The sequence below is a fragment of the Nocardia sp. NPDC051052 genome (genome assembly GCF_044456045.1).
In the GTDB taxonomy this organism is placed as follows: domain Bacteria; phylum Actinomycetota; class Actinomycetes; order Mycobacteriales; family Mycobacteriaceae; genus Nocardia.
In genome coordinates this window covers 1-19,290 of sequence record NZ_JBITFL010000006.1, presented here as the reverse complement: position 1 = coordinate 19,290, position 19,290 = coordinate 1, and the positions used below count along the sequence as shown (strand labels likewise).

At 67.1% G+C, this 19,290-nt stretch carries 19 protein-coding genes and 1 rRNA gene; 7 read left to right on the top strand and 13 right to left on the bottom strand.

Annotation, left to right across the window (positions count from 1 at the left end; translation table 11 throughout):
- Nucleotides 1–888 (bottom strand): fumarylacetoacetate hydrolase family protein, encoded by an 888-nt coding sequence (locus tag ACIBCN_RS21265; RefSeq protein WP_396993343.1) that lies wholly within the window; start codon nucleotides 886–888, stop codon nucleotides 1–3.
- Entirely contained in the window at nucleotides 885–1,766 is an 882-nt protein-coding gene (locus ACIBCN_RS21260) for an amidohydrolase family protein (protein ID WP_396993342.1), read from the bottom strand. Before ACIBCN_RS21260 ends, ACIBCN_RS21265 begins: the two co-directional genes overlap by 4 nt.
- Before the next feature lie 40 nt (nucleotides 1,767–1,806).
- Between ACIBCN_RS21260 and ACIBCN_RS21255 the strand changes: the two genes are divergently transcribed.
- Nucleotides 1,807–2,475, top strand: a complete 669-nt coding sequence (locus tag ACIBCN_RS21255; RefSeq protein ID WP_396993341.1) for a FadR/GntR family transcriptional regulator — start codon at nucleotides 1,807–1,809, stop codon at nucleotides 2,473–2,475.
- A gap of 14 nt (nucleotides 2,476–2,489) precedes the next feature.
- On the opposite strand, the gene ACIBCN_RS21250 is transcribed toward ACIBCN_RS21255, so the two are convergent.
- Genes ACIBCN_RS21250 through ACIBCN_RS21225 form a run of 6 tightly spaced genes read right to left on the bottom strand, consistent with a single transcriptional unit; the run spans nucleotide 2,490 to nucleotide 8,663 of the window.
- Nucleotides 2,490–3,410: an aldo/keto reductase gene (locus tag ACIBCN_RS21250; RefSeq protein ID WP_396993340.1), complete on the bottom strand. Its 921-nt coding sequence runs from the start codon at nucleotides 3,408–3,410 to the stop codon at nucleotides 2,490–2,492.
- Nucleotides 3,397–3,732, bottom strand: a complete 336-nt coding sequence (locus ACIBCN_RS21245; protein WP_396993339.1) for an L-rhamnose mutarotase — start codon at nucleotides 3,730–3,732, stop codon at nucleotides 3,397–3,399. The genes ACIBCN_RS21250 and ACIBCN_RS21245 overlap by 14 nt, the downstream gene beginning before the upstream one ends.
- Before the next feature lie 2 nt (nucleotides 3,733–3,734).
- Complete coding sequence (locus tag ACIBCN_RS21240; protein ID WP_396993338.1) at nucleotides 3,735–4,742, bottom strand: ABC transporter permease; 1,008 nt, start codon at nucleotides 4,740–4,742, stop codon at nucleotides 3,735–3,737.
- Nucleotides 4,739–6,235 carry a sugar ABC transporter ATP-binding protein gene (locus ACIBCN_RS21235; RefSeq protein WP_396993337.1) on the bottom strand — a complete coding sequence of 499 codons (1,497 nt, stop codon included), beginning with the start codon at nucleotides 6,233–6,235 and terminating at the stop codon, nucleotides 4,739–4,741. The genes ACIBCN_RS21240 and ACIBCN_RS21235 overlap by 4 nt, the downstream gene beginning before the upstream one ends.
- Complete coding sequence (locus ACIBCN_RS21230) at nucleotides 6,232–7,329, bottom strand: sugar ABC transporter substrate-binding protein (protein ID WP_396993336.1); 1,098 nt, start codon at nucleotides 7,327–7,329, stop codon at nucleotides 6,232–6,234. The genes ACIBCN_RS21235 and ACIBCN_RS21230 overlap by 4 nt, the downstream gene beginning before the upstream one ends.
- The gene (locus ACIBCN_RS21225) at nucleotides 7,326–8,663 is read right to left on the bottom strand and encodes an enolase C-terminal domain-like protein (RefSeq protein ID WP_396993335.1); all 1,338 of its coding nucleotides are present in this window, start codon (nucleotides 8,661–8,663) and stop codon (nucleotides 7,326–7,328) included. Before ACIBCN_RS21225 ends, ACIBCN_RS21230 begins: the two co-directional genes overlap by 4 nt.
- A 212-nt stretch (nucleotides 8,664–8,875) precedes the next feature.
- Here ACIBCN_RS21225 and ACIBCN_RS21220 point away from each other — a divergent pair, with 212 nt between their 5' ends.
- Both ACIBCN_RS21220 and ACIBCN_RS21215 read left to right on the top strand, forming a co-directional pair.
- Nucleotides 8,876–9,643 (top strand): SDR family NAD(P)-dependent oxidoreductase, encoded by a 768-nt coding sequence (locus tag ACIBCN_RS21220; RefSeq protein WP_396993334.1) that lies wholly within the window; start codon nucleotides 8,876–8,878, stop codon nucleotides 9,641–9,643.
- On the top strand, nucleotides 9,640–10,872 hold the full coding sequence (locus ACIBCN_RS21215) for an alpha-hydroxy acid oxidase (RefSeq protein ID WP_396993333.1): 1,233 nt from the start codon (nucleotides 9,640–9,642) through the stop codon (nucleotides 10,870–10,872). Before ACIBCN_RS21220 ends, ACIBCN_RS21215 begins: the two co-directional genes overlap by 4 nt.
- 2 nt (nucleotides 10,873–10,874) lie before the next feature.
- On the opposite strand, the gene ACIBCN_RS21210 is transcribed toward ACIBCN_RS21215, so the two are convergent.
- Both ACIBCN_RS21210 and ACIBCN_RS21205 read right to left on the bottom strand, forming a co-directional pair.
- Nucleotides 10,875–11,942: a diacylglycerol kinase gene (locus ACIBCN_RS21210; RefSeq protein WP_396993332.1), complete on the bottom strand. Its 1,068-nt coding sequence runs from the start codon at nucleotides 11,940–11,942 to the stop codon at nucleotides 10,875–10,877.
- Nucleotide 11,943: 1 nt separating this feature from the next.
- The gene (locus ACIBCN_RS21205; RefSeq protein WP_396993331.1) at nucleotides 11,944–12,735 is read right to left on the bottom strand and encodes an SDR family oxidoreductase; all 792 of its coding nucleotides are present in this window, start codon (nucleotides 12,733–12,735) and stop codon (nucleotides 11,944–11,946) included.
- A 125-nt stretch (nucleotides 12,736–12,860) separates the two neighbouring features.
- Between ACIBCN_RS21205 and ACIBCN_RS21200 the strand changes: the two genes are divergently transcribed.
- Entirely contained in the window at nucleotides 12,861–13,739 is an 879-nt protein-coding gene (locus ACIBCN_RS21200; RefSeq protein WP_396993330.1) for a helix-turn-helix domain-containing protein, read from the top strand.
- 449 nt (nucleotides 13,740–14,188) lie between these two features.
- Nucleotides 14,189–15,352 carry a DUF2786 domain-containing protein gene (locus ACIBCN_RS21195; protein ID WP_396993329.1) on the top strand — a complete coding sequence of 388 codons (1,164 nt, stop codon included), beginning with the start codon at nucleotides 14,189–14,191 and terminating at the stop codon, nucleotides 15,350–15,352.
- 101 nt (nucleotides 15,353–15,453) lie between these two features.
- Here ACIBCN_RS21195 and ACIBCN_RS21190 read toward each other — a convergent pair whose 3' ends face one another.
- Nucleotides 15,454–16,233, bottom strand: a complete 780-nt coding sequence (locus tag ACIBCN_RS21190) for an SDR family NAD(P)-dependent oxidoreductase (protein WP_396993328.1) — start codon at nucleotides 16,231–16,233, stop codon at nucleotides 15,454–15,456.
- A 144-nt stretch (nucleotides 16,234–16,377) separates the two neighbouring features.
- Between ACIBCN_RS21190 and ACIBCN_RS21185 the strand changes: the two genes are divergently transcribed.
- Nucleotides 16,378–17,022, top strand: a complete 645-nt coding sequence (locus ACIBCN_RS21185) for a TetR/AcrR family transcriptional regulator (protein ID WP_396993327.1) — start codon at nucleotides 16,378–16,380, stop codon at nucleotides 17,020–17,022.
- A gap of 17 nt (nucleotides 17,023–17,039) precedes the next feature.
- On the opposite strand, the gene ACIBCN_RS21180 is transcribed toward ACIBCN_RS21185, so the two are convergent.
- The gene (locus ACIBCN_RS21180; RefSeq protein ID WP_396993326.1) at nucleotides 17,040–17,612 is read right to left on the bottom strand and encodes a CGNR zinc finger domain-containing protein; all 573 of its coding nucleotides are present in this window, start codon (nucleotides 17,610–17,612) and stop codon (nucleotides 17,040–17,042) included.
- A gap of 82 nt (nucleotides 17,613–17,694) precedes the next feature.
- Here ACIBCN_RS21180 and ACIBCN_RS21175 point away from each other — a divergent pair, with 82 nt between their 5' ends.
- Entirely contained in the window at nucleotides 17,695–18,879 is a 1,185-nt protein-coding gene (locus ACIBCN_RS21175; protein WP_396993325.1) for an epoxide hydrolase family protein, read from the top strand.
- A 45-nt stretch (nucleotides 18,880–18,924) separates the two neighbouring features.
- On the opposite strand, the gene rrf is transcribed toward ACIBCN_RS21175, so the two are convergent.
- Nucleotides 18,925–19,041, bottom strand: a 5S ribosomal RNA gene (rrf, locus tag ACIBCN_RS21170).
- Nucleotides 19,042–19,290 lie beyond the last annotated feature (249 nt).

Here is a 19,290-nt window from a genome sequence, read left to right as displayed (position 1 = left end):
TCACACCTCGACCGAGGCCGACGGCGATGATTCGCGCGCCCAGGTGGCGTCGCGGCATCGCTGCCTGGCCCGGCCGATACCTTCGATCTCGACCTCGACTACGTCGCCGTCGCGCAGGTATGGAAAACGACCCGAAAGCGCCACGCCCGCAGGGGTTCCGGTGTTGATGATGTCGCCGGGTTCGAGGACGGCGTAGTGGGACAGGTGCCGGACGAGGTAGCCGACGTCGAAGATGAGGTCGGCGGTGCTGGAGTCTTGGCGCGGTTCGCCGTTCACGAAGGAACGCAGCCGCAGGTTTCCCGGGTCGAGCCGGTCGCGCGGGACGAGTGCGGGGCCGAGCGGGTTGAAGGTCTCGCAGCACTTGCCTTTGGACCATTGCCCGCCCGATTGTTCGAGCTGGAAGGCGCGTTCGGAGACGTCGTTCGAGATCGTGTATCCCGCAATGTGATTCATCGCCTCGTCGACGGTGTCGAGGTAGCGTGCGCGTCGGCCGATCACCACCGCGAGTTCTACCTCCCAGTCGGTCTTGTGGGAGTCGCGTGGGATCAGCACGTCGTCGTAGGGGCCGACCACGGTGTTGGGGGTCTTGAAGAAGACGACGGGGGTTTGCGGCGGGGCCGAACCCGATTCCGCGGCGTGCGCGGCGTAGTTCATGCCGATGCACCACACCGCGTGCGGGCGGGCGATCGGGGCGCCGATGCGCTCGCCTGCGAGGTCGATCCGGGGCAGCCGTTCCGCGGCCAGTGCCGCGGCGACGGCCTCGATGCCGTCGGCGGCGAGGAAGCCACCATCGATGTCCGCGGTGAGCGAGCGCAGGTCGTAGGCGTGGTCGCCGTCGACGACGATCGGACGCTCCGCGCCCAGCTCGCCGATGCGCTGCAACTTCATTCGGGTTCTCCTTCGGTCATCCAGGTCGGTGCGAGGGGCAGTTGGTAAGTGCGCCAAGCGACTTCGGTCAGCACCTGAACGCGGTCGGCAGGGGTCAGGTCGGCCAGTGTCTCCAGCGTGGTCTGCCATACGGTCCGATACGACGCGGCGGTGAGCGTGAAAGGCCAGTCGCCGCCGAGCATCAGCCGCCCCGGCCCGAAGCAGGCCAGCGCGTGGTCGACGTAGGGTTGCCAGCGCCGGGCGGTGATCTCGGCGCCGGATACCGTGGCCAGTCCGGATATCTTGGCGACCACGTTCGGCTGGGCCGCCGCCTCGGCGAGCAGGTCGGCCCATGGTTGCCACTCGCCGGTCGCGATGGGCGGCTTGCCGAGGTGGTCCAGGACAATGGTCAGGTCGGGGTGCTCGCGCGCGATCAGCGGCACCTGCGCGAGCAGATCCGGTCGCTCGGCCACCGCGTCGAACACCAGTCCCGCCTCGGCGAGCAGCACGAGACCCGCCGAAACCTCGGGCCGTAGTAGCCATTTCGGGTCAGGGTCGCGGTGGATCATGTGGCGGACGCCAGCGAACTCCGGATGCGCCCGCAGCCAGGGCAGCTCGGCGGCCACGAGATCGGGCCGATGCAGCGGCAGCCAGCCGACCACGGCGGACGGCAGCGGCGAGGCCGTCGCGGCGGCAAGCAGCGCGCGATTCTCGGCCAGCGAATCGGCGGCCTGGACCAGGACGACCGCGCCGACATCGTGCTCGGCCAACGCCGGCTGCACGTCCGCCAGGGCGTAGTTGCGGTACAAAACATCCGATGTCTCGTCCAGCCAGTCGTACTCTACGCCGAATGTTCCGCCGTCTATCCGCCAAATATGGAGGTGGGAGTCTACAGTCATCGGAGGCATAGCTTCACATCCTCGAGGGCGAAGGAAACAGGTGTCGGTCACCGACGACGCGATTGCGAAGATCAAGGCGATGATCATCTCGGGCGACCTCGAGCCGGGCGCGCGCCTGCCCCGCGAAGCGGACCTCGCCGCCGAGCTCGGCGTCTCGCGCAACTCGTTGCGCGAAGCGGTCCGCGCGCTCTCGCTGGTCCGGATCCTGGACGTGCGCCAGGGCGACGGCACCTACGTGGCGAGCCTGGAGCCCAAGTCGCTGCTCGACGCGATGAGCTTCCTGCTCGAATTCCATCAGGACAACTCGGTATTGGACGTGCTCGGCATCCGGCGCATCCTCGAGCCCGCCGCCACCGCGTTGGCCGCGCAATCGATGACCGAGGACGGCATCGCGCACCTGCGCACCCTCGTCGTGCCCGAGACCACCTCGGTGACCGAGCTGGTCGCGCTGGATCTCGAGTTCCACGGCGCGATCGCGGCCGCCTCCGGCAACAAAGTGCTTGCCTCCCTGTTGGATTCGCTGTCGCTGCCGACGACGCGAGCCAGGATCTGGCGCGGCATGACCGAGGAGCGCGCCTTCGAGCGCACCGTCGCCGAGCATCGCGGCATCTGTGACGCGATCGCCGCCCGCGATCCGGAGTTGGCGCAGGCGCGCGCACTGGCGCACGTGGCGGGCGTCATGGAGTGGCTGCGCCGCGCGGCGGGCTGACCACGGACGGCGGGTCATGCGCGCCGGTCCAGTTCGTGCCAGAGGCCTTCCGGGACAGCGATATTCAGCATCGCGATGGTGTCTTCGACTTCATCCTCGGTGCCCGCGCCGATGACGGTGGCGGCGACCGCGGGGTTACGGCGTGGGAACTGGAGTGCGGCGGCACGCAGGGGGACATCGTATTTCGCGCAGATTCGCTCCATCGACTGTGCACGTTCGATGGTGGCGCGCTGGGCGGGCCGATAGTCGAACGTGGTCCTGCGCAACGGGTCAGCCAAGATCCCGCTGTTCAGCACACCGGCGACGAGTACTCGAACGCCTCGGTGCGCGCATTCGGGGAGTAGCTCGGCTTCCGCGCGCCGGTCGAGCAAGGTGTACCGTCCGGCGATCATGACGTGATCGATGGTCGTTTCCCGCACGAAGCGCAGCGCGACGTCCACGTCGTTGACGCCGACTCCGATGCCGGAAACTGTGCCCGCGTCACGCATTCGGGTCAGCTCGGGCACGGCCTCGGCGAGTGTCTGGTCCTGATAGTCGTCCGGATCGTGGATCAGTAGCTGGTCGACCCGGTCCAGGCCGAGACGCTCGAGTGATTCTTCCAGCGATCGGCGCACACCTGCCGCCGAATAGTCGCGGCGCCGTGCGCGTTTCGGCGCTCCATAGAAGTCGTCGGCGCCGTCGGGTGCCAGCGGATCGTCGTAGAGCAACCGGCCCACCTTGGTGGAGATCGTGTACTCCGACCGTGACTTCAGGAATCGGCCGAGACGCTCCTCGCTCAGGCCCGCGCCGTAGTGCGGCGCGGTATCGAAGGCGCGAATGCCCGCATCCCAGGCCGCCGCGATACCCGCCTGCGCGGCGGCCTCGTCGATCGCACGGAACAGGCCCGCGTAACCAGCTCCGCCCAGGACAATGTCGGCTACGTCATTCACCCGCACCGTCCGAAGGATCGAGCTCCCACACCACCGGCAACGCCGCATCGGCGCCGACGGCCGAATAGTCGTGTGCCGCTTCGAGATACTCGTTGATCCGCAGCTGCCATTCGACGTTGACGGGCAGCTCGGCCAACCGGCTCAGCAGCACATCGTAGGCGGCACAGTCGATCACGTGGAACAGGTCGGTGCCGCTGCGCCAGATGGTCCAGGACGTGGCCCCGGCAGCCCTGATGGCGGCGACGAGTTCGCCGGGTACCGCACGATGTGCCGCCTCATATTCGGCCTCGGCACCGGGTTTCAGCTTGGTGTGCAACGCGATTCGCACGCTCACTCCTGCCGTCGTCCGCTGGCGATGCGGGTAATCACCAAGGCGACCAGGATCAGCGCGCCGTTGATGAACTTCAGCGAGTCGGCGCTGACCCCGCCGTAGGACAGCAGCTTCTGGATCAGCGTGAGGATCAGCACGCCGAAGAACGCGCCGAGCACCGAGCCGCGTCCGCCGTTGAGCGCGACACCGCCGATCACGCAGGCCGCGAACACCTGGAAGATCATCCCATCGCCCTGGCTCACCTGCACGCTGGCGAACTGTCCCGAGTAGATGAGGCCACCGATCGCGGCGAGGCCACCCGCGACGACCAGCACGGCGATGACGACATTGTCGGTGCGGATACCGGCGGCCCGCGCGGCGGCCTCGTTGCCGCCGACGGCATAGAGCGCGCGTCCGGCCGTCGTATAGGTGAGCACGAGATAGCCGACGAGGAACAGCGCCAGGCACAGCGCCACATCGACCGGCACCCCCAATATCCTTGTGTTCCCGAGCCATTCGACCGACGGCGGGATCTTGGTGAGGGTGAAACCCTCGGTGAGGAAGGTGAGCAGGCCGCGCAGCGCGATGAGCATCGCCAGGGTGACGATGAAGCCGTTCAACCCGAACCGCACGATCAGCACCCCGTTCAGCGCGCCGACGGCGAGGCCGACGAGCAACGCGATCGGGATGGCCATCCACGGCGAGGTCCAGGTGAAGGCGCCCACCTTCGCGGTGCCCATGGTCGCCCAGATGGCGACGCCGGGGGCGAGCCCGAAGGTCGACTCCAGCGACAGGTCCATCCGCCCGACCACCAGCACCAGCACCTCGGCCAGCACGATGAGCGCGATGCCGCTCATCGAGGTCAGCACGTTGGTGAGGTTGGCCGACGAGACGAAGTTGGTGTTGATGAAGTAGCCCACCACCAGCACCAGCAGGATCGGCGGCACGAGCAGGAAGTCGCGCAGCGCGCCCCAGCGCAACGCAGGCAGCCGTCGAGTCGCGGCGGACCCGGGGGCGGTAGCGATCATGACAGTCCTTCCATCGCGGCGACCAGTTCCTTGTCGCCCCAGCCCTGTTCGAATTCCTGCGCGATCCGGCCCTGCACCATCACCAGGACGCGATCGCAGTCGCGCAGATCGTCGAGTTCGTCCGACACCACCAGCACGGCGGTGCCGCGGTCCGCGGCGTCGCGCACCACACCGCGCAGCGTTTCCTTCGACCGGACGTCCACCCCTGCCGTCGGTGTGATCAGCACCAGCACCGCGGGCTCGGTGGCCAACGCGCGGGCGAACACGACCTTCTGCTGATTGCCGCCGGACAGTTCGGCAACACTCTGATCTGGCCCTTCGGTTTTGATGCCCAGATCATCGATAGCCCTGCCCGCCACCGCGTTCCGGGTGCGACGGGACAGCAGCCCGCGCCGCCCGAGCCGTCGCGGCACGGTCAGGGTGGCATTGTCGGCCACGCTCATCTCCGGAATCAGGCCCTCCTCGTGCCGATCACGGGGCACGAAGCCGATCCCCGCGTCGAGCGCGGCCCGAACCCCGCCGTGGCGTAGCCGATTACCGGATACGAGAATGGAACCCGCTGCCGCCCTGTGTAATCCGACGATGGTCTCGGCGACCTCGATCCGGCCGCTGCTGCCACCGCCCGCGAGGCCGACGATCTGCCCGGGCTTGACCTCGAAACCCACCTCCTCGAATTCGCCCGCCCGCGAAAGCCCTTCGACCCGCAGCGTCGGCGCCGCCGTGCCGTCGGGATCGCGCCGCGCGACCGGCGTCTCGAGTTCGACCGAATCGCCGGTCATCGCGGCGATCAGGTCTTTCTTGCCGAGCTCGGCCACCGGCGCGGTCAGCACCTGCCTGGCATCCCGGAAAACGGTGATGTCCTGGCAGATTTCGTAGGTCTCGTCGAGGTGATGGGAGATGAACAGGAACGTGACGCCCTGCGTCTGCAGATCGCGGATCCTGGTGAACAGCCGCTTGATCGCGGGTCCGTCGAGTTGGGCGGTCGGCTCGTCCAGGATGATGAACCGCGCACCGTGCGAGAGCGAGCGGGCGATCTCGACCAGCTGACGGTGCTCCACGGACAGGTCACGGGCGACGGTATCGACGTCGACCGGCACCGACCAGGTGTCGAGTAGTTCGCGGGCGTACCCGCGTACCTTGCGCCAGTTGATGATTCGGCTGCCGAAGCCCTGACTGTTGACGAACAGATTCTCCGCCACCGACAGATCCGGAATGATCGTCGACTTCTGATATACGCACGCCACCCGGGACCGCCACCCGTCCCGGTCGGCGGGCGACGGCGCCGGGAGACCATTGAACCGCACCTCCCCCTCATCGGGAGTCGCGAGTCCGGTCAGGATCGACACCAGGGTCGATTTCCCGGCACCGTTACGCCCGACCAGCGCGTGGGTCCGGCCCACGTCCACCCGCAGGCCGACCCGGTCGAGCGCGAGCACGTTGCGCCCGAACCGTTTCGACACGTCGATCGCTTCGGCGATCGGTTCGCCGGTCATCCGCCGTGGCCCCAGAGGCCGGGCGCGGTGGGGGTCAGGGTGTCGAGTTCGCCCACCTTGCCGCCCGCCCGGGTGACGACGGGCGCGGGCAGCTGGTCTTCGAGCGCGCCGCCGACACCGGTGTCGATGATCGTCGACCCGTGGTCGGTGGGGCCCGGGGTGAACTTGCGGCCGTCGACGGCGGCCTTGGCATAGAACGCCGCGTACTGCGCGTACAGGTCGGCGGGCTGGGAAATGGTGGCGTCGATCTCGCCCGCCGCGATGGCGTCCAGCTCTGCCTTGATGCCGTCGTTCGACACGATCGTGATATGGCCTGGCGCACCGGCTTTCACCAGTTTGTTGCTGCGCCGCAGCAAGGCCATCGTCGACTGCAGGAACACCCCGCCCGCCTGCATGTAGATGCCGTTGATGTCGGGGTCGGTCAGCAGTTTGTCCTGTAGGCCGGAGACGGCGCGATCGCCCTTCCAGTCGGTCGGGATCTCGATCACCTTGATGCCGGGGTAGCGCGTTTTCATGCAGTCCGCGAACGCCTCCGACCGATCACGGCCGTTGATCGAACTCAGGTCGCCCTGGAATTCGACGACTTTGCCTGCGCCCCCGAGGGTTTCACCGAGATACACGCACGACTTGGTGCCGTAGGCGCGATTGTCCGCGCGGACAACCATGTACACACCGCCGCTGTCGGGACGGGTGTCGACGCTGACCACCGGCACGTTCTTCGCGGCGGCCGCGGTGAGGGCGGGTTTTACCGCGGCGGTGTCCTGCGGCGCCATGATGATCGCCTTGACGTTCTTGGACAGCAGGGTGTCGACGTTCGACTTGAGCCGGTTGGCGTCGTTGTCGGAGGAGGTGTTCTCCAGCTTCACGCCCGCGGCAGCGGCTTTCGGGCCTAGATAGCCCGCGTAGGCGCTCCAGAAGTCGGAGTCCGAGCGCGGCTGGTCGGCGCCGACGAGGACGCCGTTGTCCGCGCCGACGCCGACGGTGACGGCCGGGGCGCTGTCGCCGGTGCCGGTGGACTCCCGGGAACAGGCGACGCCCGAGGCGATGACCAGTGTGGCGCCGAGGGCTACGCCGATGATGCTGGCGGTTTTCATGGGTTCTCCTGCTGTTGGGTCGTGCGGGCCTGCGGATCCGCGCGCCACGCGGCTCCGGTCGGATAGGCGTAGTCGCGTAACGAGTCGGGCAGCATTTCGGCGCTGAACCCTGGCTCGCGCGGGGCGAGGTACCGGCCACCGACCACGCGGACCGGATGCCGGAAATGCTCGTGCAGATGGTCGACGAATTCGATCACCCGATCCTGGGTGGTTCCGGTGATCGCGACGTAGTCGATCATCGCCAGGTGCTGGACCAGCTCACACAGCCCGACGCCGCCCGCGTGCGGCACCACCGGGACGCCGAACTTGGCCGCCAGCAACAGGATTGCCAGATTCTCGTTGACTCCGGCGACCCTGGCCGCGTCGATCTGCAAGAGGTCGACCGAGCCCGCTTGCAGCAGCTGTTTGAACAGGATCCGGTTCTGCCCGTGCTCGCCGGTCGAGATCCGCACCGGCGCGACCCGGCGGCGGATCTGCGCGTGGCCGAGGATGTCGTCCGGGCTGGTCGGTTCCTCGACCCAGGCCGGATTCGCCTGCGCCAGCCGGGAAATCCAGTCTACCGCCGCGTCGACATCCCAGCGCTGGTTCGCGTCGACGGCGAGCCCGATGTCGGGTCCGATCGCCGCCCTGGCGACCTTGACCCGGCGCACGTCCTCGTCCACGTCGCGGCCGACCTTGATCTTGATGGTGCCGAATCCGTCGGCCACCGCCTGGCGGGCGAGGCGGGCGAGCTTGTCGTCGGAGTAGCCGAGCCAGCCAGGTGAGGTCGTGTATGCCGGATACCCGGTATCGAGCAGGCGGGCCGTGCGCTCGGCCCGGCCGGGCTCGGCGCGGCGCAGGATCTCCAGTGCCTCATCGGGTGTCAGGGCGTCGGTGAGATAGCGGAAGTCGATCAGGTCGACGAGCTGTTCCGGTGACATCTCGGAAACCAACTGCCACAACGGTTTTCCGGCCAGCTTCGCGGCAAGGTCCCAGGCGGCGTTGAGCACCGCGCCCACCGCCATCTGCATGACGCCCTTTTCCGGTCCGAGCCAACGCAGTTGGGAATCGGCGGCCAGGTCGCGGGCGAATCCTCCGAGGTTCCCGACGAGCTCGGCCACCGAGCGTCCGACGACCAGATGCTCGAGCGACTGGATGGCGACGCGTTGCACGTCGTTGCCGCGGCCGATGGTGAAGGCGAATCCGTGCCCCGCCGGTCCCGCCGGGTCGTCGGTGCGAAGGATCACGTAGGCCGCCGAATAGTCGGGGTCGGGGTTCATCGCGTCCGAGCCGTCCAGCTCGCGCGACGTCGGGAACCGGACGTCTAGGGTGTCCAGCGCCGTGAGGTGCGCCATAGGGTGATCCTCGTTCCAGATAGTGATCTGGGTCACGACTATACATCGGATGTCTGTCTGCGCAATGGGAGATTCGAGATTCGTCAATCCTGGTTGCGCAGTGGCAATCTGGCGCGAGCACTGGCGATCGGTGTTATGTTCGCCTGAGTCAAACATCGGACCTGTCCGGAAACGAACTCGTGCACCGGAATCGAGGCGAGAAGGTGGTCGATATGACATCGCATGGCACGTTCGACGGGCTGGTGGCGGTGGTCACCGGTGGTGCGTCCGGCATCGGCAAGGCGGTCTCCGAGACGTTCGCGGCGGCGGGCGCGCGGGTGGCGGTCCTCGATCTGAATCCCGGTGACGCGGCGGAGGTCGCCCTGCGCTGCGATGTCGCCGAGGACGAATCGGTCCGAGGCGCGATCGCCGGCGTCATCGACGCGTTCGGGCGGATCGACATCCTCGTCAACAACGCGGGCATCGGCGCGCAGGGGACCATCGCGGACAACTCCGACGACGAATGGCGGCGAGTGTTCGAGGTCAACGTCCTCGGCACGGTGCGCGTCTCCCGTGCGGCGCTCCCCTACCTCCGACAGTCCCCCGCAGCCGCGATCGTCAACATCTGCTCGATCGCGGCCACCACCGGGCTGCCCGATCGCGCGGCCTACAGTGCCAGTAAGGGCGCGATACTGTCGCTCACTCGCGCCATGGCCGCCGACCACCTCGCGGAGGGTATTCGGGTGAACTGCGTCAATCCTGGAACGGTCGACACGCCCTGGGTGCAGCGGCTGCTCGCGGCCAGTGCGGATCCCGACGCCGAAATGGCCGCGTTGCGGGCGCGTCAGCCGCACGGGCGGCTGGTCACACCGGCGGAAGTCGCAGGCGCCGTCGCGTATCTGGCCGGTCCGGCGGCGGCGTCCATCACCGCGACGATGTTCGAGGTCGACGGCGGCATGCATTCCCTGCGCTTGCGGGCCGCGACACCGGCGGCCGGGTGACCGCGCGCAGAGTGCCGCGGCCCCGCGAGCTCGCGCCGTTGGTCAGGTTTCAGCGTCCGTTCGGTGGCCGAAAGCGCAAACTCGCTCGCGCCCAGACGATCTGGGACCTGCGGGAGCTGGCCCGCAAGCGCACCCCCAAGGTCGCGTTCGACTACACCGACGGCGCCGCCGAGGCCGAGATCAGTCTCGATCGGGCCCGGGAAGCGTTCTCCGACATCGAGTTCCAGCCCGCGATCCTGCGTAACGTCGGTACCACGGACACCGCCGTGCAGGTGCTCGGCAAGACCGCCGCACTGCCGTTCGGTATCGCGCCCACCGGGTTCACCAGGATGATGCACACGGCCGGCGAGCTGGCGGGGGCGCGGGCCGCCGAACGCGCGGGCATCCCGTTCACGTTGTCCACGATGGGAACCGCGGCCATCGAGGACGTCGCCGCAGGTGCCGGACCCAACGCCCGCAACTGGTTTCAGCTCTACATGTGGACCGACCGCGATCGTTCACTCGCGCTCATCGAACGAGCCGCCAAGGCGGGATTCGACACGCTCGTCGTCACGGTCGACGTACCCGTAGCGGGGAACCGACTGCGCGACGTGCGCAACGGCATGACCGTGCCGCCATCGATCACCCTGTCCGGTGCGCTCGACGCCCTGCGCAGGCCATGGTGGTGGTGGGACTTCCTCACCACCGAACCGCTGGCGTTCGCCTCGCTCGATCGGTGGTCGGGAACGGTGGCCGAACTGCTCGATTCCATGTTCGACCCGACCGTCAGCTTCGACGACCTGGTCTGGATCAGACAGACCTGGCCGGGCCGGATTCTGGTGAAGGGCGTGCAGACGGTCGCCGACGCGAAGCGCCTCGCCGGACTCGGTGTCGACGGCATCGTCCTGTCGAATCACGGTGGACGCCAACTCGATCGCGCGCCCGTCCCGCTGCACCTGCTGCCCGCCGTGGTGCGCGAGGTGGGCGACGACATGGAGATCCACCTCGACACCGGCATCATGCACGGTGCCGACATCGTCGCCGCCCTCGCCCTCGGCGCGCGGTTCACCCTCGTCGGGCGCGCCTACCTGTACGGGCTGATGGCCGGTGGCGAGGCCGGTGTCGACCGCACGATCGACATCCTCCGCACCCAGATCATCCGGACCATGCGGCTACTCGGTGTCAGTTCGATCGAGGAACTCGAGCCGACACACGTACGTTTGCTCGAGCGGTATCGCTCCCGCGAATAGGGTTACCGCTGTGCGGGTTTGGTGATCAGGGGTAGATCAAGGGCGGTCAGGATGCCCGGGGGCGCTTGGACCACGGCGGGGATGGCGTTGACGATGCGCATGGCGGTGGCGAGGAGAGTGGCGTGATTGTGGTCGCCGTGGTGGCTCGAGGTCACCAGGTCCATGGCGTAACTGGGTTCGCCGGTGATCTCGACGCGGTAAGAGCCTTCGTGGTGCGCGGGTTGTGGCCAGTCGGGACAGAGGTCGGGGTGCAGGCGGGTGACGTGTTCCAGGACGGTGACCGGGGTGTCGCCGACCATGCCGCGCACCTCGAAACGCAGTGCGGCGGCGGTGCCCTCGGCGATGTGGCCGGTGGCGATGTCGAACGAGTGGCTGGCCGGGATTCGCTGGTAGGTCTCGGTGACGGCGTCGAGGGTGACGCCGATGCCCGCGGCGAGCTGGCGGACGGTGCCGCCCCAGGCCAGTGACAGCACGCCCGGTTGGAGCAGCATCGGGATGTCGTCCAGGGGCTTGCCGAATCCCATGATGTCGAACATGACTTCGCGGTTGTCGTAACTGGCGTAGTCGACGATCTCGATGCAGCGGAGCTCATCGATGCGCAGACAGGTGCCGGCCAGTGCCAGCGGGAGCAGATCGTTCGCGAAACCGGGGTCGATGCCGTTGACCCACAGTGTTGAATTGCCCTGCGCCGCAGCCTCTTGGATCGGCTTCAGTAGTTCGTCGGGCAGCACGCCGTAGGGGTACTGGAAGAACACGGGGGCGCAGGCGACGACATTGATTCCGGCGCTGAGGATCCGTTGCAGGTCGCCGATGGCATCCATCAAGCGGTTGTCGGTCATCGAACAGTAGACGACACAGTCGGGGCGCGCGGCGAGGATTGCGCCGGTGTCCGTTGTCGCGGCTACGCCGACCGAATGCTCCAGCCCGGCAATGGTTCCGGCGTCCATGCCGTCCTTCTTCGGGCCCGACACCCACACGCCGGACAGTTCCAGGTCGGGGTTGGCGATGACGCCCGCGAGGGCGTGCCGACCGACATTGCCGGTGCCCCACTGCACTACTCGATAAGTCATGTCACAGATCCTGAATCGGGATGTCGAGGTTAGGGGTGATCAAGCCGCCGTCGGGTTCTAGCACCTTGCCGGTGAGGTACTTGCCCGCCGGGGAAACCAGGTACAAAGCGGCCGCGGCGATGTCCTCAGGATCGCCGATGCGGTGCAACGGCGTCTTGGTTTCCAATTCGGTGCGCATCGCGTCGTTGCTCGCGACTATCTCCAACGCGGAGGTCAGGATCGAGCCCGGCGCAATGGCATTCACGCGGATGCGCGGGTTCAGGTCCAGCGCGGCCAGTTTGGTGTAGTGCGCCAATGCCGCTTTGGCGGTGCCGTAGGCCGCGAACGCGCGACCCGGCAGCCGGCCCATGGTCGAGGTGATGTTGAGAATGGAACCGCCACCGGCGGTTTCGAGGATACGGGGCACCGCGGCGCGGACCAGGGCGTGCGCGTTGGTGACGTTGAAGTTGAACGCGTCGACGAGCGCCTGCGGTGTGGTGTCGAGCAGCGGACACGGCATGGCGCCGCCGACGTTGTTGACCACGATGTCCAGTCGGCCGAAGCGCTGCACCGCGATCTCGGCGAGTGCCGCGGTGGCGTCGATATCGCTCAGGTCCGCGGGCACCACGTGGGCGTGGCGTCCCAGGGCGGTCACTCGCTCGGCCACCTCGTCCAATTGACTCTTGGTGCGAGCCGCGATAACGACATCCGCGCCCGCCTCCGCGAAGGCCACCGCGATCGCGGCACCCAAGCCGCGGCCCGCGCCGGTCACGATGGCGACCTGCCCGTCTAGGCGGAACCGATCCAGAATCATGCGCGCTCCATTCATGCCTTGCGCGACCCCGCGCAGACCTGCGGTTGTCGAATATTCGACATCTCATGCACTAATATTCGACACATAGTAGGTTGCCCGCCCGAGCAGAAACAAGGGGTTCCGCCATGCCGGACCGATCCGCGTCCCCGCCGACCCGACGCGTCGTCGATATCGTTTCGCTGCTCGCGACGTCGACGGAACCGGTCAGCATCGCGGGGATCGCCGAGCGGCTCGACATAGCTCGCGCCACCGCGACCGCGATTCTCACGGAGCTCGACGCGGCGGGCTGGGTCGGCCGCGACGCACACCGGGGTTATGTGATCGGGCCCGCGCTGGCCGGACTGAACGGAGCCGCACTCCCCCACGGGGTCGGTGCCGTCCTCGCGACACTCGCCGCCCGGACCGGATCCGGCGCGACGTTCAGCCGCATCGAACCCGACCGTCTCACCGTGCTCGACGTCCGGCACGGCACCGACCGTGTTGTCCCGGGAATCCCTGTTGGCCATCGCATTCCACTACAGTTCCCGGCCGGGGCGAGCGTGATGCCGTGGCGATCGGCCAGTGAGCAGAACGCGTGGACCGCGACCGCCGCCGGCGCGGACCGGCGCACAGCGAGCACGTTGCTCGCCCTCGTCCGTGACCGCGGAGTCGCCGTTTTCCGGCCGCGGGCCGACGACGCGGGCCTGGTCGACCTACTGGCCGACCTGCTCGGCGCCGTGGGATCCGAACTGCTGCAACCGCATCTGCGCACCCGCGCCCTCCGCCAGCTCGCCGCGCTCACCTCGCGGCCGTTCACCAGAGCCGAACTGGATTCCGAGGAGGCGCTGCCGCTGAGCTACCTCGCGGCACCGGTATTCGACGCGACGGGCACCGCCGCCTACGAGGTACAGCTCGGCCCGCTCCGCGCGGAAGCATCCAAACCTGAACGCGAAGAGTACATTACGGCAACGCTGGACGCCGCACGCGAGCTGACGGCAGCGCTTTCCAGTGCGTCACACCGGTGATCGACAGCCGAACCTCTTTCGCTCGACTCGCCAAGACGTGGATCGGGTCGCATCCCGCGCGCCGTTCGGCCTCCCGCGCACGGAATCGCTAATCATTTCGCGCGCGGCGGCCGAAGCCGTGCGCGGCACGCACAGCTGGGCGCCGCGGGCGACCGGCTCCGGGGGCGGACGTTGTGCGCACGCTGGCCGAGCTCCGGTCCGGTCGTGCGTCGGAGGACGAGCGTCCCGACCCGCGCGGCGGCCCTGCCAGCGGGGTGCCTATCGTTGCGGGATATCAGTACGCGGACCACGCATAAGGGGTGGCGACAATAGGTAAGCAGAATCGGCGAGGGCGTACCGGGAGACGTCCGGAGAATGGTCCGACCGCCAGCTCTGGTTTCTGGTCTGCGCAACAACCGTCCGCGCCCGCGGACGCGGAGCAGATCGCCAACGCCATGATGGCCGCCGCGATGGAGACGGCACAGGGTGTTTCTGCTGCGGCGGAACGTTGCGCGACGGCGGTTACCGGTCGTGACCGGTTGACGGCGCCGGTGGAGCACGGCGCGCAGCTCGCGGGTCAGCACATCATCACCCGGGTCTTCCAGAACGGCTGGCTGCCCGAGGACATCCACCAGGCCGCGCGGCGGCACCTCGACGAGTACGCGATCGCGCTGCTGACCGACGTGATCGCCACGTACATGCAACCTTTCGCCGCCGCATCGGTCGATGAGACGTGGCGGGTACAGCTCGACGACCTCGATGCCGTCGCCTGGTGGTCACAGTCGGCGCCGCACCTCGGTCAGTGGGCGGCGAAGCACCTCCTGACGCCGATCGAGGCGGTCACCACCCTGATCCAGGCGCTGGCACTGCTGATTCGGCTGCCGCGGCTGGAACTCATTCGTCCGCTGCCCGGCACCGCGCAACCGAGCGCCGCCGTGCACCACCATGTCGACGAGAAGATCCTGAGCCGCGTCCGAGGGTTGCTCGCGAAGGCCGAGTCGACCTCCTTTCCGGATGAGGCCGAGGCGCTTTCGGCGAAAGCTCAAGAGTTGATGACCAAATACGCGCTCGACCGCGTGCTGGTCGACGCGGACACCTCCGTCCCCGATCTGCCCGGCGCGTGCCGGATCTGGCTGGACACACCGTATGTCGATGCCAAGGCGCTGCTCGTCGATGTGGTCACCAAAGCCAACCGCTGCCGGGCGATCTTCTCGTCGGCGTGGGGATTCATGACCATCGTCGGGGACGAGGGTGATCTGGAGGTCATCGAGCTGTTGACGACATCGCTGCTCGTGCAAGCCACCCGGGCGATGATCGCCAGTGGCAACCAGGCAGATCGCAGTGCCGACTCCAGAAGTCGTTCCTATCGGAAGTCGTTCCTCATCGCCTATGCGACGCGCATCGGTGAGCGGCTGGCGACGGCGAACGAAACCACCATCGCGAAATCAGCCGATCCGGAACGGCTGTTGCCGGTGCTCGCCTCGCATCAGCTCGAGGTGGACAAGGCATTCGACACCCTGTTCCCGGAGGTACGCAATCGCGGTGTCTCCATCCCCAACGCCAATGGCTGGGACGACGGTCGCGCCGCTGCCGACAGCGCGGAGCTCGGCACGCGACGTCCTATCCGGAAATAGTTCCGCGTCAAGGCAACTCGGTGGAGCCTTTACGGGCTCTGCACGGTTGAGGGTGTAGTCGTGGTCTGAACTCGCCGGTCTCGAGCAGGCGTCCGAAGTGCTCATGCGGTCTGGGCCTGAAGGGCGGGGCCGAGGAGGAGTCCACCGTCGATGACGTATTCCGACCCCGTGATGAACGAGGCGTCTGATGACGTGAGGAACAGGAGAAGACGGGTGACGTCGGTCGGCTCCCCGAGCCGGGGGATGGCGAACGGGTCGGGTGAGTAGAAGTCGGCGATTGCCGCGGTGGCGCCAGCTGCTGGTTCGTGGATGAAAGAGGTTGCGATTACGCCGGGGTGGATGGTGTTCACCCGGATGTGGTCGCGGCCGAGCTCGAGTGCTGCCGTTTGGGTGAGGCCGCGCACGGCCCACTTGCTGGCGACGTAGGGCGCATAGTGAGCCGTGCCGCCCAGGCCCATGGTTGAGGCGATGTTGACGATGACTCCTCCGGCCGCGCGACGCAGCGCGGGGGCTGCGACCTTGATGCCGAGGAAGGTCCCGGTGAGGTTGATGTCGAGGATGCGCGACCAGGTGGCCTGCTCCGTGTTTTCGATCGTTGCAGGCGGATTCTGCACACCCGCGTTGTTGACGAGCACGTTCAGGGCGCCGAAGGCGTCCTCGGCGGCACGGACAGCGGCGAACCACGAACTCTCGTCGGTGACGTCGAGGTGGGTTGAGAGAGCACGGGTTCCGAGTTCGTCGGCCAGCGCGGCGCCGCGGGCAGCGTCGATGGCGCCGATCACCACGTTCGCTCCCTCGGCGTGAAAGGCGCGGACGTGGCTCGCGCCCTGGCCACCGGTCCCGCCGGTCACGAGCACGGTCTGATTGTCGAAGCGGGTCATGAGACGTTCCTTTGGTGCGTGGGTGTCTGATCAGGAGCATCGCCGATTACGGCGACCGATGGTGAGTCGAGCGACTCACCATCAAGTCGACGCTAGGCCGTCGACGGTGGCGAGTCAAGCCACTCACCTCGTATGCTCGGTCCCATGAGCAGCGTCCTACCGACCTACCACCAGCGCGTCGCCGAGGAGAAGCGCGCGCTGATCGTGACGGCCGCGACCGCGCTGTTCCTCGAGCTGGGCTACGACCGGACGTCGCTGGCGCGGATCGCGGAGCGCTCGGGCGTCTCGCGAGCCACCTTGTTCAAGCAGTTTCCCAGCAAGGCTGCCCTGTTCGACGCCATTGTCACCGAGTCCTGGTCCCGCGCTGACGAGGAGGATCCGCCGCCAGCAGGCAACGTCGTCGACGGGCTCAGCATCATCGGCCGTCGTTACGCCGAGCTGCTAGGCCGTGCCCAGATGACCGACCTGTTCAGGATCGTCATCGCCGAGCTGCCGCGGTTCCCTGAGTTGGCCCATGCGCAGTTCTCGCACGGGAAGTTGCCCTACTTCGAGTCCGTACGCAGCTACCTCCTGGCTGAGCACGAGGCGGGAACGGTGCGGGTCGAGGACGTGGACCTCGCAGCCACCCAGTTCCTGGGCATGATCTCCAACTACGTCTTCTGGCCGACACTCCTGGTGCCAGGCTGGGAGGTGAGCGCCGAACGCGTCGCGCAGGTAGTCGACGAGGCTGTGCGCACCATCGCCGCCCGGTACGCCGCGACTGGACCAGGGTCATCCACCAACGACTGAGCCCCGCCGCTACACCCTCATCTGTGCAGAGCCTCTTTACGCTGGTTGGCGTTGAAGCGCGCTTTCTTCTGACGGTTCCCACACGTGTTCATGTCACACCATTTGCGGGTGCGACTTTGGCTGGTGTCGAAGAAGGCGGCCTGGCAGGTCGGCGATGCGCACAAGGCCAATTTTCCGTCTCGTTCGCCCGCGATGATGCTGATCGCGTCGGCGGCGATCACGCTGAGGGCATCTTCCACGCGGGAAGCCGAGCCGAGTTGCCAGCGCCGATTGCCCTCAGGCGTCAGGATCGCCGCGGCCCGACCCCGCACGCTGCGATCATTGATGACCTGGACAGCAGACTCGGGCAGGGCATCGCCGATCGCGGCCGCCGTCGCGACCGCGTGAATCGACTCCCGCAGTTCCCGGGCGAGTTCGAGCTGGGCGGTAGTGCAGGAGTCCACCGCGAGGCCGTTCACCGCCAACCAGTCGATGAGTCGCTGCGGCGTGGGGATGCGCTCTACCGCGGTGCCAAGACGCTCCGACAGAGTGCCCGTGAAACTGGTCGCCAGCACGCTACCGAGGCGAAAGTCAGGGAACCCAGCACGCATGGAACCACCATAGCTGGTTGCACGCTGGCATCGGGACATGTTAGAACCGTCTTAGCCGGTTCTATTATGACCAGGAGGTAGCATGCCACGCCCAACCAGCGACGTGCAAGCATTCGAAGCCCACGCCACCGACGCTGACCTCGACGATCTGCGCGCACGGTTGGCCGCAGCCCGGCTGCCGGAAGCTGAGACGGTCTATCGCGCCGAGCCCGACCCTCGCCGATGGGACCAGGGCGTTCCGCTCGCCGACCTCGCCGATCTCGTGAACTACTGGCGCACCGAGTACAACTGGCGGTCGTTCGAAGCACGCCTCGACCAGATCGGCCAGTTCCGCACGACCATTGATGATCTGGACATCCACTTCCTGCACCGCCGATCTGCGCGCGCGGACGCTACTCCGCTGATCTTGACGCACGGCTGGCCGGGCAGCATTGCCGAGTTCACCGATGTCGTGGACGAGCTCGCGGATCCCAAAGATGCGGCCGCGCCGGCGTTTCACGTCGTGGTCCCGTCGCTACCCGGCTTCGGTTACAGCGACAGACCTGCCACAACCGGCTGGGGCATCGGAAAGATCGCGGCTACATGGGTGGAACTGATGGAACGACTCGGCTACCCCAAGTTCGTAGCCCACGGCGGCGACTGGGGAGGCGTGATCACCACGGTCCTCGGCGGCAGGTTTCCGGAACACGTTCTCGGCATCCACACGCTGACCCCGCAGGCACCCCCCGGGATGACAACCGACGGTCTGACGACGGCCGAGCGCGCGTGGACCGAGGAAACCCGCGACTTCTGGTGCGGCCCCCGCGCGGCATTCGCGAAGCAGCAGGCGGCCCGACCGCAGACCATCGGGTACTCGCTCGTCGACTCGCCAGTCGGGCTGCTCGCCTGGATTCTCGACAAGTTCGCTGAGTGGACAGACACCGAAGACAGCCCGTTCGAGACGATTTCCAGAGACCGAATTCTCGACATCGTCACCTTGTATTGGCTGACGCGGACCGGCGCATCGGCGGCCCGCATCTATTACGAAAGCCACGGCGGTGTCAACACGTTCGACCCTGAACTCCGGGTCGATATCCCGTCGGCAATCAGTGTGTATCCCCACGACATCGAGAAGTGCCCGCGCCCTTGGGCACAGGAGCGGTACCGGCAGATCGTCCGATGGCGGTCGCCTGAAACCGGGGGACATTTTCCGTCGCTGGAGGTTCCCGAGTATTTCGTCAAGGACCTGCAAGAAGGTCTCGCGGCAGTGCTGGCAGCTACTCGGTAAACGCAAAAAGACCCCCAACAGTGTTGGGGGTCTTTCGCAATGATGTTCCGGCGGTGTCCTACTCTCCCACACCCTGTCGAGTGCAGTACCATCGGCGCTGGCAGGCTTAGCTTCCGGGTTCGGAATGGGACCGGGCGTTTCCCTGCCGCTATGGCCGCCGTAACTCTATGAAACTGTCACACTCCGTGTCCAAGGTTCACCAGGAAGAGGTTTCTTCAGGGGCCCGCGGCCCCTAAAAACCCCGACCGGTGGATGAGAACCCAGGGGGGTTCCCACCGTCCGGAGGGTGTTCAAAGGCGCAAGCCTCTGAAACTCTCACTCCGAACCCGTGAACACGGATCGTGTGTTGTTTCAGATACTGCACAGTGGACGCGTAGCTTCTTTGTTGGTAAGTCCTCGGCCGATTAGTAC